Origin of the sequence: Siphonobacter aquaeclarae (assembly GCF_900103285.1) — a bacterium.
Classification (GTDB): domain Bacteria; phylum Bacteroidota; class Bacteroidia; order Cytophagales; family Spirosomataceae; genus Siphonobacter; species Siphonobacter aquaeclarae.
In genome coordinates this window covers 890,579-902,811 of sequence record NZ_FNGS01000001.1, presented here as the reverse complement: position 1 = coordinate 902,811, position 12,233 = coordinate 890,579, and the positions used below count along the sequence as shown (strand labels likewise).

The window sequence follows — 12,233 nt, the reverse complement described above, 5'->3', positions numbered from 1 at the left end:
TGATAGAGGTTAGTCCGCGAACGGACGGGTGAAAAGGGTGCCTGTTTTCCATAAGACGATTTCCCGGCGGCCGTCCACTCATTTTTTACTCCGCAGTTTTTTCCAGAAAGCCGGCAGCGCTGTCGCGGTCAATAAACAGCGTGGCCTCCGGATGGCGCCGGAGGATGGTCGACGGATGCGCATTTGATATTGGTTCCAGCAATGTTTGCCGGATGGCTGTCGCTTTGGTTTTTCCGGGGACGACGACGAATAACGCCGGCGCCGCCAGCAGCGCCGGTACCGTCAGCGTGAGCGCATAGACCGGCACCTCGGCCAGTTGCGTGAAGCAGCCGTCATTCACCTGCTGCTCCCGGCTTTCCAGATCGAGCTCCACGCGGCGGACCAGTGCTGCATCTTCAAAATCAGCTTTGTACGGATCGTTGAAAGCAATATGGCAGTTCTCCCCGATGCCCATGCAGACCAGGTCTGCCGGGTATTTCCGGAGCAGCGCGGCATAGCGCGTGCACTCCTCTTCGGGATCCGTTGCGTTGCCGTCGAGGTAAAAGACCGCTTTGGGTTTCGCTATGTCAAACAGCCGGGTCTTCAGAAAATAGCCGAAATTCTGCGGTGCGTCCGCCGGAAGACCCACGTATTCGTCCATGTGAAAAGCATTGATACGCGACCATTGGATTCCCGGATCGCCACTCAACGCTACCAGCAGTTCATTTTGCGAGGGCGCGGAAGCGAAAATGATGTTGATTTCTTCTTTGCGGGTCTGAAGGTCGCGTATGTGTGCGGCAACGGCGGCGGCGGCTTCCCGGCCAAGTTGCCGGCGGTCGTCAAAAAGCCGGATTGCCAGGGCGTCTACCTGCAACTGTTCCGGACGGGGATCGCTGAGATTCATGCAAACGGGGTTATGAAGTATGTATTTCAGACAGGGAGGAATAAACGGCGCGGCCGGAGATGAACGTAGCGTGTACGTCGAACTGCCGGTCAAACACCACGATATCAGCGTCTTTACCTATAGCGAGGGAACCTTTGCTCCGGTCCAGACCCAGTATGCGCGCCGGCGTGAGGCTGGCCATCCGGATGACTTCGGGCAGCGGTATGCCGACTTGCACCATTGTCCGGATCAGGCGGTTGAAGGTGGCTACGCTTCCGGCAAAAGCCGTTCGGTCGGGCAGTTTCGCCACGCCGTCTTCCACGAGTACGGGTAAGCCGTTTTTGAGGGACCCAAGGATACTGTCGCCTTCCGGCAGGCCGGCGGCACGCATGGCGTCGGTGATGAGGGCAGTACGGTCGGCACCCTTGATTTTGTAAACAAGTTGCAGCAGGGGATGAGGGAGGTGAACGCCGTCGGCGATGATTTCCACATCCATATCCAGCAGGTAGGCGCTTTCGATCACGCCGGCATAGCGGAAAGCATTGCGGCGCGTCACGCCCGACATGGCCGAGTAGAGGTGCGTCGCCAGCGAATAACCGGCCTCGTATGCTTTTTCGACTTCCTCGTAAATCGCGTCGGTATGGGCAATGGCTGCGAGGATATTTTTCTCCCGTAACCGTCTGCCGAAAGCCAGCGCTCCCGGTAGTTCCGGTGCGGCGCTCCACCGCAAAATGGAAGAAGAATAGGCCAGAATTTCTTCGTATTCGGCCGGATCGGGATTGCGGATGTACTTGGGGTCCTGCGCGCCGCGCTGACTGACTGCGAAATAGGGTCCTTCGAGGTGCATACCCAGCAACTGACTCCCCCGGGTATTGCGTCGTCTGGCTGCTTCGAAGGCGTCCAGTGTCCGGAGAAGGTCCTCTTTTTCGGCGGTCAGCGTAGTGGGTACCAGGGCGGTTGTGCCATAGCGGGCATGGAGTTCAGCTGCGGTGACGAAAGCTTCTTCCGTCGCATCCATAAAATCGGCGCCACCGCCACCGTGTACGTGCAGGTCAATGAAGCCCGGCGATATATACCTGCTGCCGGCGTCATAAGAAGGGCAGTCGGGTACTTCTTCGCGGCTGTCGAAGACACCGGCTATCCGGCCGTCGCGCACGAGGACCGTCCCGTTCGCCAGGCACCGCGTTGGCAGTATTATCGTTCCGTTTGTGATCTTGAACAACATGGTGGATCAGGGCTTCCAGCGTTTGACACGGTAACCCCGGAACGCGTAAAATATCAGGTAGAAATAGCAGGGCAACAGTACCCAGTAGGCTTCCCGCAGCGACCAGCGGTCGGCCAGGTATCCGTATACCAGCGGTAGCAGCGCATTGCCGCAAAGGCCCATGATAAGGAGGGAAGCGCCGAGTTTGGTAAACCGCCCGAGCCCGTCGAGCGCCAGCGGCCAGATACCCGCCCAGACGAGGGAATTTGCCAGGCCGAGCAATACCACAAACCAGATGGATAGGTCGGCAGTATGGCCCAGAAAATGAACAGTACCTCCCGCAAAGACAATGAGCAGCGTCAGCACACCGCCCAGCAGGGTACAGAACCGCAGGGCGTTCAGCTGACTAATGTACCTGGGTATCAGCACAATGCCTGTGAGGTATCCGCATATGGTGCAAAACAGGGTATAGGAAGGGAACGTCTTGGCTTCCAGCAAACTGATACCCATCGACCCCGCATACCCGATCACCGTGTCAATGGCGATGACCTGGGTTCCTACGTGCAGAAAAATGGCCAGCGCCCCGAGAATCAGGTAGGGAAAGTCGAAGATGCTCGTTTTATCCGCATTGGCGGCGGCTACCTGATCGGTTTCGTGCTCGGTATCGATTTCCGGAAGCGGCGAGCGGTATACCAGAATACCGAGGGCAAACAGAAATGTTCCGAGCGCTGCATACGGCCTGATTACCCGGCGGATGAGCTCGTCGAGGGCTCCGGCACGCTCCGCATCCGTCATGTGTGCGAGTTGTTTGAAGAGGTCGGTGTCCGTTGGGCGAAGAATCACCGCCGCAAACAGAATCGGAGCGAGAATACCGGCGCCCTTGTTGCAGATCCCCATGAGGCTGATGCGCTGCGCAGCCCGTTCTTTTTCGCCGAGAATAGTAATGTAGGGATTGGCAGCCGTTTGCAGAATAGCCAGGCCTGCGCCGATGGTAAATAACCCGATCAGGAAAATCGCGTACGTTCGGGTGAGGGCCGCAGGGATGAAAATAAAAGCGCCTGTGGCCATCGCCCAGAAACCGAACATCATGCCCTTCTTGAACCCGACCGTTTTGAGCAGGTAGGAAGCCGGCACCGACATCACAAAATAGGCAATGTAAAAAGCGAACGCCACGAGGTACGACTGAAACGACGTCAGCTCGCAGGCGATCTTGAAATACGGAATCAGTATCGCGTTCACCCACGACACAAACCCGAACAGAAAGAACATCACTCCGATCAGGAACACCGACAGGTTGGTTTCACGTTTGGTGAGGAGGTGGGCGTGGATGGGCATGGGAGGGGATGGTTGTGGTGGTTTACAGTTTTCGGTTTACAGTTTTTGGTTTTCAGTTTGACAACCGGGCGATATCCGATGCACCGGAGCGTGACTTCGAACGTGCCTTGTCATCGCCAAATACGCTTACCATCAAACTGAAAACCAAAAACTGAAAACTGAAAACAGCCGACAGATGGGCGGACTAGATCGTCGGCTCCCACCCCCTCTCATACTCCCGTTTCCACAGTTTCTGAGCCTGGGGGTTGTTTTTGATGTGGCCGTTTTTGGGGTCGATGTCGAGGACGCCACCGGAGCGCAGGGCAATGTTGCCCAACTGGCAAAGCAGCGTACTCTGGTGCCCGCTGAGGATATCGGAACTCAGAGTTGTACCCTTTTTGATCCCGTCGAAAAGGTTTTGGATGTGTATGGCATCCAGGGCTTGCGACGGGTTCATTTTGTTCCGGGGGTCGATGACGAGGTCATTTTTGACGTCTTTGACGACTTTGTTATTGAGGTCGAAAACCTTGTAGGAGTTGCCGCCGTCGAGCAGGAGGGAGCCGTTTTCTCCATAGAAAATCACTCCTACGCTCGACCCCTCAACGGTCCGGCCGTTGCAGCTGCGGCCTTCCCAGGTCATGCCGGTATTGTTGGCAAATTCAAGGGATATTACCTGGGTATCAGGCGTTTCCCAGTCGTCCTGATAGCGGTAGCGCCCACCGGTGGAAGTGACGCGTGTCGGATAGTCCACGCCCAGTCCCCAGCGCATGAGATCCAGCATATGGGTGCCGTTGTTGAGCGCTTCGCCTGTGCCCCAGTGCCAGAACCAGTGCCAGTTGTAGTGGATGAGGTTATCCTTGAGGGGCCGCCGCGGCGCCGGTCCCTGCCAGAGTTCATAGTCGAGCCAGGAAGGGACGGAAATGACTTTTCCTTTTCCAATTGATTCCCGGTTATTCGTATACCAGCCTTTGGCGAAATAGGCCCGGCCGATGATCCCGTCTTTCAGTTCTTTGATCCCGGCGGCAACGTTCGGCCAGGAGCGCCGCTGATTGCCCATCTGAATCACGTTTTTGTACTTCCTCTGGATGGCCACCAGCAATTCGCCTTCATGCGGATTATGGCTGCAGGGTTTTTCCAGGTAGACGTGTTTGCCGGCTTTGGAGGCAAGAATAGCCGCCGGGGCATGCCAGTGGTCGGGCGTGGCGATTACCATCGCGTCGATGTCCTTGTCTTCCAGTACTTTCCGGAAATCCGGCTGACCGGCTGGTTTCCGGTTCTGTATTTTTTCGACGGCGGCTATGCATTTTTCCTGCGACCGGGAATCCACGTCGGAGATCGCCCGTACCTCGCAGTTGGGCTGCAGGGCAAAGTTCGACGCCAGGGCCAGTCCGCGGCTGTTGACGCCCATCACGCCCACGGCGATCCGTTCATTTGCGCCCGAAATGCGGGCATAGCTTTTCGGGGAAAATCCGGGAAGGATCCCGCCGACCGACAACGCAGTCGCGCCTGTCAGGGTTTTGCGGAGAAAATCTCTGCGGGTGTTTGGGTTCATGAGGGGAGGGGATTTGAGCTCAGGCGGCAAGCTTTAAGCAATAAGCTCTGGCGAGAGGTATCCGTATATTGTTTATGACATGTTACAAGGTTAACACCAGTAGCCTACAGCATAAAGCCTATAGCTTAAGGCATTATAATATGCTTTGGCGACATGTATCCAAAATAGCTTACGACAAACTGGCAAGGTAACAGCCTACAGCATAAAGCCTACAGCCTATAGCTTTTTCAAAGCTACCGCCTTACCGCCCTGCCGTTTGCTTTCGTCGGCGGCTTCCATAAAGGCGAAAATTTCGAGTGTTTCCTTCGGGGTTACCGGCACCTCGCCGGTTTCGAAGTACCGGATGATATCTTTCAGAAGCGGTTCGTAGCCGGCATAGGGGCCGAGAACCTGGTTTTTTTGCTTCATATACACCGTACCGCCGTAGTCGTGTAGGCCGGTGCGCGTACCGCGAAACGTACCGATGCGGCCGTCTTCCCAGGTACCGATGACGATGTCCGTCGTTTCCGTATGCACGCGTACGACTTCCCGGCAACCGGTTCCCATCACCGCAAACAGCGTTTCAACTCCATGAACGCCATACCAGAACAGATCCGGGTGTGTTTTTTCATAGACAGCCGGACTGAAGGTATCCGCTCCCGTGACACTGGCTTTGTCGATATTTTCGATGCCTTTGATGTACCGGAGCGACGACGCCGAGAACACCGGAATACGGTACTTTTCCGAAGCCTGGTAGATAGCGATGGCGTCTTTCAGCGAAGCCGCAACCGGCTTGTCGATAAACACCCGCTTACCGGCTTTCAGTACCTGAAGGGCCTGCTCCAGGTGCAGGCGGCCGTCGTTCGTTTCCAGCAATACAACATCTACCTTCCGGAGCAGGTCCGCAATCGAATCGACGATTTCAACACCCAGCTTTTTCACGTCTTCCGTGTATCCGGGAATGCGCTTCGCACTGCTTTCGATGTCCCGGCTTCCATACGGATAGGCCGCAGTAACCTTATACCCTGCATAGACGGCCGGGGCATCCGGCGCGTTGAGTACCTTGGTAAAGGCCAGGCTGTGAGAGGTATCCAGCCCGATGATGCCTACCCGCTTGCCTTCGAAGGCCGGGAAGAACGTCAGGGCAAGGCCACCCATCGTGGCTTTTTTGAGGAAGGAGCGGCGGTCGCTGGAAAGGTTCATTTTTGGTAAAGAGGCAGGTTAGCTCCGGCTTTGATTGTCATGGTATTACGATCACCGGGTACGTACCCGTAAATATAGCGCCAATTTTATATTCGCAATTTTATTTACCCTATTTAAGGAAAATTTTACGGGATGGGAGAGAGGTGGAGAGCTTTTGTGGCAGAACAAGAATATATCTCTTTCAGACATGCGGCCCGGTCAGTAGTTCAGACAACCGCAGCGCCGCTTTTTTCCGGTAGGCCGAACGGAGCCACACCAGCGACGCCTGCCGGTTCATACCTGCTCCTTCAATCGGAATAGCGGTTAATCCTGACTGCCCGGTGACCGTCGCCATCGACAGAATGGTATGCCAGTGCCCCGTCCGGACAAGGTCGAGCAAAGTGGGAATATCATTCAGTTCCATCCGGATATTCGGGCGAACGTCCGCTTCGGCAAATGCCTGGTCCAGAAACTGCCGGGTACTGTAGCCGCGAACGGGCAGTACCAGCGGCAGTCGGCCGATCTCTGGCAGCGTTACCTGCTGCCGGTCGGTCCACTCCGTACTTTCGGCGGCGATCAGCGCCATGCGGGACTCGAAAAGCGGCTCGCTGTCGAACGAGTCGTCCCGGATGCCTCCTTCCCGGAAACTCAGTGCCAGGTCGATCTCCGCCGCCAGCAGTTTTTCCGCCAGCTCCTCCGACGTCGCAAACAAGATATGGATATACACACCGGGAAAGGCAGTCGAGAAGGCGACCAGCGCCGGCGTCAGCAGCGTGCGCAGGGTATACGTAACGCCGATGCGGAGATCGCCCGTCTCCAGACCGGCGAGATCCCGGAGAATCTCCAGGCCACTGTCGGCGCTGGCGACGGTCTGCCGGGCATATACCAGAAACCGCGTTCCTGCTTCCGTCAGCAATACGCGTTTGCCAATTCGGTCGAAGAGAGGAGTCCCCAGCTCGTCTTCCAGTTGCCGGATCTGCTGCGAGAGGGTACTCTGGCTGATATTGACGGCTTCCGCTGCCCGGGTGAAGTGCAGCAGTTCACCCGCTTTCAGAAAATAGCGAAGTTGTCGGAGTTCCATTAATCGGTAATATCGATCATTCTGATAGAAAAATACCTTTTTACAAATTTAGAAGGCCACTCTACTTTTGCATCGGCAAAGCGGAAAAGTTTGCAATGATGACGAAAATGCTTTCTTCCCTGCGAATCAGCAGCTTTTTGGGCCTGGCACAACTACTGAGCTGGGGCGGTTCTTTCTTCCTGCTGGCAGTCCTCGCCGATCCCATTGTGCAGGATACCGGCTGGCCGAGGCAATGGGTACTCGGCGCGCTGTCTCCCGGATTGCTGATCTCGGGTTGCCTCGCTCCGGCAGTAGGCCGGTACATCGGCGGGCACGACGCCCGGAAGCCGCTTCTGTATGCCGGTTTTGTACTCGGCGCAGGGCTTGTGATCCTGGCGATCTCTCCCTCGCTGCCCGTTTTCCTGTTCGGCTGGTGCGTCATCGGCGTGGGTATGGCAATGGGGTTGTATGATGCCCTGTTTGCCGTATTGGGTAAATTTCAGGGAGCGCAGGCCCGCAAATCGATCACGACGGTCACCCTGATTTCCGGATTTTGTACGACGATTGTATGGCCCCTTCTCGGCGCTATGCTTACCGCCTGGGGCTGGCGCGGGGCCTGCCTGGGATATGCCGTGATTCTCTTTACAAGTATCTGGCTACTGTATCGCTTCGGTTTGCCGGAGGAAGAGACGCCTGTACCGGCAGCCACAATGCGTTCTGCCGCTTCATCACTTCCGATAAGCGACTCGCTTCTGAACCTGCTCGCCGTCAATTTTACCCTTGCGGCTATTATTCTGACGGCAGTGACCGTGCAGCTCCTGCAAATCCTGCAATCAAAAGGCATGTCGCTGCATACCGCCATCGGCATCGGCGCGCTGATCGGTCCGTGTCAGGTAGGCGTGCGGTTTCTCGATGTCCTCGCACCGAAAAAACACCCGATCTGGACAACCTTCGTCTCGGTTATCCTCACTTTTCTGGGACTGCTTTTACTGGAAATGGGGCCATCTGTAGCCTCCCTCGCCGTTATTTTATACGCCCTCGGAAACGGCATGCGGTCCGTGCTGAAAGGAACGCTGCCGCTCGAACTGTTTGGTCCTGAGAACTATCCGATGGTATTAGGCCGGTTGGCCCGGCCGGCGCTCATCGCGCAGGCGGCAACGCCGCTTGCCGGAGGATACCTGATGGAACATTTTGGGGCCACCGGCCTGTTGGGTACCCTGACGGCCCTCGCGCTGCTCAACATTGGAACTACTATCGGTGTTCGCCTGCGCATGCGGCACCCCGAACCGGTCGCAGCTATATGACTATTCTTCCCCTAACCGAGGGCCTTTTTGTTGTCGATTCTGTCAAACGTTTTGTACCGTTTATCTCCGGGATGCCGAGGATACCGGGAACTACCCTGCTCGCCATACGTCCGTTTCTGATCCGGATGCGCAATGATTGTGTATTGCTGGATACAGGACTGGGAACCGCATCCAACGGCATGCCGGCTATTCTCGGCCTGCTTGAAGAAGCGGGTATCCGTCCGGAAGATGTGACCCGGGTTATTCTTTCACACCTGCACAAGGACCATACCGGCGGCCTCGGCATGTGGGACGACGGCCACTTCCACCCGCTCTTTCCCCGCGCCAAACACTACCTCCAGCGTCGGGAGTGGCTTTACGCGCAGGCGCAGACCGGAAATCCTTCCTACCACGAACCGACATTGCTGGCGCTCGCGTCGCTGCCAAACCGGGTATGGCTGGACGACGACACAGGCGAAATCGCCGATGGAATCACCTATGCCGTCAGCGGCGGGCACACGCCGTTTCACCAGACCATCCGGCTGGAGGAAGACGGAGAAGTGATTTTTTACGGAGCCGATGAAATTCCGATGGCCGTATACCTCGACCAGCACTCCGCATACCGCAATGATTTCGACGGAAAGAAAGCCCGCGATAACCGCCGGGAATGGAAAGAACAGGCGGAAGGCTGGACGTTCCTGTTTTACCACGACCGCCGCCTTCCGCTCAAAACCCTTCCTTAATAGTAGTCGCAGTTTTCTTTCGTGACAATGTCAATCGGCATGAAATGTACCTTGCCGACGGCCGTACCCAGTACCAGCGACTGGTACAGCGCCATCACGCTCCGGTAGCCCTGCTCCTCCGGTTTGTGGCAGATGAGAAAGTCGATCGTTCCGTTTTTCAGGTGGTCGATGTTTTGCTTCAGAAAATCATACCCGATCAGTGGAATGCCGGCCAGATCGTTTTCTTCCAGAAAGCGGGCTACTGAAAACACACGGGAATTGGTCACAAAGATACCGTCCACTGCCTCCCGGGAGTGCACTACCTTTTTCAGGCTTTTGGCGACCGACAGGTACGACGTATCCCGGATATCCAGGCGAATGATGGAGTGGGAGAGGCCTTCTTCCCGAAAATAGCTCCGGAAACCTTCCTCGATTTGCAGGTAATTGTAAGGATCAACCTCCCGCGAAAGGTTGACAACCAGTATCGTACCTTCCTTTTTCTGCCGGTACATGAGCAGCTTCGCAGCAACCGTACCCGACTGAGCCAGGGGGGGGGCCAATGTAGCTCAGGCTTGCTGCCTCCGGCAGGTTCGAATCGATGAGGATAAAAGGTATTTCTTTCTGTTCGCAATCCCGGGCAAACTGGCGGGACTCTTCGACAAACGAGGGAGACAACAGTATGGCATCCGGCCCGGACGCCAGGATTTTCTTTGCCTGCGCGGCAAAGGAGGCCGTATCGTTCAGGTCAAACAGGTGGATATTGACCTGAACGCCATACTGCCGGATTTCGGCTTCTGCGCGCTGAATTCCACGCAGCGGCGCTTCCCAGAAGTCGGTTTCTTCCGAAACATCCGGTATCAGAACCGCCAGGTTGAGGATTTTGCGGGAAGCCAGCCGACTGGCCAGCAAATTGGGCTGATACGCCAGCTCAGCGATTATTTTGTTGATTTTGTCACGCGTTTTGGCGGAGACGCCCGTGCGGTTGTGGATGACGCGGTCGACGGTCGCGATCGAAACGTTGGCACGTCTGGCAATTTCTTTCACTCCGCTGTATTCCTTGGGAGATGATTTCATTCGCTACTGAGTTAAAGGAGGTTACGGCGGAAATTCAGTTTTGGGGTGTGAAAAGATGGCAATTTTTTGGGAAAAACCGACCTTTTCCGGAGACAATATACAGACAGTCCGGACTCCGGAAATACCGGATATGCGGCGCCATCTGTCCAATTTCATCCCGGAATGCCGCTAAAAAAGTTTAGTATTTGTAAACATTATTGATTTTGCCGCGAAAAACCATACAAACTACTTACTTTCCTGGTTCAACAAAGAAGATAATTTTGCTATTGTTCCCTCAAAACCCGATCGATTTTGAAGGAAAGCCTCATTTGCAAAAAAGGAAAAGCAGGGTCTGAGGATCGGGGAAGGAGGCCTTTCGGGGCTGCGCGGCGGCGTTCGGAAATGTGTATATCCGGCACAAATATAAAAAATTTTATTAATTACGGGTGCGTACCCGATTTCTGGTCCGACGGTCTTTTGTCAGCAATTAATATATTGTAATTTATTGATTAACAGAGTATTAATCTTGCGAAAGGAAAGTCGGAGCAATAGCGGGCTACCCTCCCGAGACGCTGGAAAAACAGCCCGCAACGCATCCGGCCGGCCTTCCAGCCCATGGCGGGGAACATCCCTTTGATATATTTGCAATGTAGTCTGTCTTCGTTTGACCGGGGTATACTCCTTATTAACATCACGAACATACTGTTTAGCATCCTCCTCTTTACCCATGACCAACGAATCATCTTCGTCTAGACGGAAATTCCTGAAGTCGTCTGCGGCCGCCCTCGCCGCGTTTAGCATCGTTCCCCGCCACGTGCTCGGGAAAGGTTACCTGGCGCCCAGCGATCAGCTGACCAAAGGCATCATCGGGGTCGGCTCCATGGGCCGCGGCCACATTCCGTACGCCGGTACCCGGGTCGTCGCTATGTGTGACGTCGACCGCAATCACCTCAAGCAGGCCGTCGAACTCGCCGGTGGCAATGGCATCAAGACGTTCGGGGACTACCGCGAGCTGATCCAGCTGCCCGAAGTGGACATCGTGCACATCGCGACGCCGCCCCACTGGCACGGTATCATGGCGGCAGACGCTGCCCGCGCCGGCAAGGACATCTGGTGCGAGAAGCCTATGACCCGGACGATCGGCGAAGGAAAACGGGTAAAGGAAGCCGTGAAACAGCACGGACGGATTTTCCGCCTCAATACTTGGTTCCGCTTCAAGGATAATTTTTACGGAATGAATACCACCGTCGAGCCGATTAAAAAGCTCGTCGACAGCGGTCTGCTCGGCTGGCCGCTCAAAGTAACGGTGAGCAAGCATACCGGTTTCGACTGGAAATTCTACTGGGTAGGGAAGACCAACCTCGAACCTCAGCCGGTCCCGGCCGAACTCGACTACGACATGTGGCTCGGCCCCGCTCCTTATAAACCGTATAACGCCCACCGCTCGCACGGAACGTTCCGCGGCTACTGGGATTACGATGGCGGCGGTCTCGGCGACATGGGTCAGCACTACCTCGACCCGATCCAGTACTTCCTCGGAAAAGACGATACCAGCCCTGTTTCAGTAGAAATCGACGCGCCGGAACAGCACCCGGAAGCGGTTGGTACCTGGCGGCGCATTGAATATACCTATGCCGACGGTTGCAAAATCATCCTCGATGGAGAAGGCCGCGATGTCGACGCTCCGTACATCGAAGGACCGAAAGGCAAGCTGTATCCCAACTTCCGTTCGGATATTCCGGACCTCGCGAAAAAGCTCGCGGCATTCCCGGATCCTGTTCCGCAGGTAACGGATTTCGTAGAAGCCTGCAAAGACCGCAAGCAGTTTGCTTTGAACGAAGAAAACGGATTCCGCTCCTGTACCATCGTCAACATGGGGCTGGCGGCGCTCAAGCTCGGCCGTTCCCTCAAGTTCGATCCGGTGAAGCAGCTTTTTGTGGATGACGAGGCGGCTAACCGCCTGATCGATCAGCCGATGCGCGCTCCCTGGACTATTTAATCACACCTCTACACAACAAGGGT

At 55.8% G+C, this 12,233-nt stretch carries 11 protein-coding genes; 3 read left to right on the top strand and 8 right to left on the bottom strand.

Features of this window, described 5'->3' with window-relative positions:
- Positions 1 to 85: 85 nt before the first annotated feature.
- The 6 genes from BLR09_RS03300 to BLR09_RS03275 form a co-directional block, all read right to left on the bottom strand.
- Complete coding sequence (locus BLR09_RS03300) at positions 86 to 883, bottom strand: glucosamine-6-phosphate deaminase (protein WP_176785431.1); 798 nt, start codon at positions 881 to 883, stop codon at positions 86 to 88.
- 10 nt (positions 884 to 893) lie between these two features.
- Positions 894 to 2,087: an N-acetylglucosamine-6-phosphate deacetylase gene (gene nagA / locus BLR09_RS03295; RefSeq protein ID WP_093197632.1), complete on the bottom strand. Its 1,194-nt coding sequence runs from the start codon at positions 2,085 to 2,087 to the stop codon at positions 894 to 896.
- A gap of 6 nt (positions 2,088 to 2,093) precedes the next feature.
- The gene (locus BLR09_RS03290) at positions 2,094 to 3,401 is read right to left on the bottom strand and encodes a sugar MFS transporter (protein ID WP_093197628.1); all 1,308 of its coding nucleotides are present in this window, start codon (positions 3,399 to 3,401) and stop codon (positions 2,094 to 2,096) included.
- A 184-nt stretch (positions 3,402 to 3,585) separates the two neighbouring features.
- Entirely contained in the window at positions 3,586 to 4,932 is a 1,347-nt protein-coding gene (locus tag BLR09_RS03285) for a Gfo/Idh/MocA family protein (RefSeq protein ID WP_093197876.1), read from the bottom strand.
- A 216-nt stretch (positions 4,933 to 5,148) separates the two neighbouring features.
- Positions 5,149 to 6,114 (bottom strand): Gfo/Idh/MocA family protein, encoded by a 966-nt coding sequence (locus BLR09_RS03280; protein ID WP_093197626.1) that lies wholly within the window; start codon positions 6,112 to 6,114, stop codon positions 5,149 to 5,151.
- 181 nt (positions 6,115 to 6,295) lie between these two features.
- Positions 6,296 to 7,174, bottom strand: a complete 879-nt coding sequence (locus tag BLR09_RS03275) for a LysR substrate-binding domain-containing protein (RefSeq protein ID WP_093197624.1) — start codon at positions 7,172 to 7,174, stop codon at positions 6,296 to 6,298.
- Positions 7,175 to 7,272: 98 nt separating this feature from the next.
- Between BLR09_RS03275 and BLR09_RS03270 the strand changes: the two genes are divergently transcribed.
- Positions 7,273 to 8,457, top strand: coding sequence for an MFS transporter (locus BLR09_RS03270; RefSeq protein ID WP_093197873.1), 1,185 nt, complete (start codon positions 7,273 to 7,275; stop codon positions 8,455 to 8,457).
- Positions 8,454 to 9,179, top strand: a complete 726-nt coding sequence (locus BLR09_RS03265) for an MBL fold metallo-hydrolase (RefSeq protein ID WP_093197621.1) — start codon at positions 8,454 to 8,456, stop codon at positions 9,177 to 9,179. Before BLR09_RS03270 ends, BLR09_RS03265 begins: the two co-directional genes overlap by 4 nt.
- On the opposite strand, the gene BLR09_RS25850 is transcribed toward BLR09_RS03265, so the two are convergent.
- Both BLR09_RS25850 and BLR09_RS25845 read right to left on the bottom strand, forming a co-directional pair.
- A complete protein-coding gene (locus BLR09_RS25850) occupies positions 9,176 to 9,670 on the bottom strand; it encodes a substrate-binding domain-containing protein (protein ID WP_262507468.1) in 495 nt (164 codons plus the stop codon). The genes BLR09_RS03265 and BLR09_RS25850 overlap by 4 nt on opposite strands.
- The gene (locus tag BLR09_RS25845; protein WP_262507467.1) at positions 9,612 to 10,232 is read right to left on the bottom strand and encodes a LacI family DNA-binding transcriptional regulator; all 621 of its coding nucleotides are present in this window, start codon (positions 10,230 to 10,232) and stop codon (positions 9,612 to 9,614) included. The genes BLR09_RS25850 and BLR09_RS25845 overlap by 59 nt, the downstream gene beginning before the upstream one ends.
- Before the next feature lie 706 nt (positions 10,233 to 10,938).
- Between BLR09_RS25845 and BLR09_RS03250 the strand changes: the two genes are divergently transcribed.
- Entirely contained in the window at positions 10,939 to 12,210 is a 1,272-nt protein-coding gene (locus tag BLR09_RS03250) for a Gfo/Idh/MocA family oxidoreductase (protein WP_093197616.1), read from the top strand.
- The last annotated feature ends 23 nt before the right edge of the window (positions 12,211 to 12,233 follow it).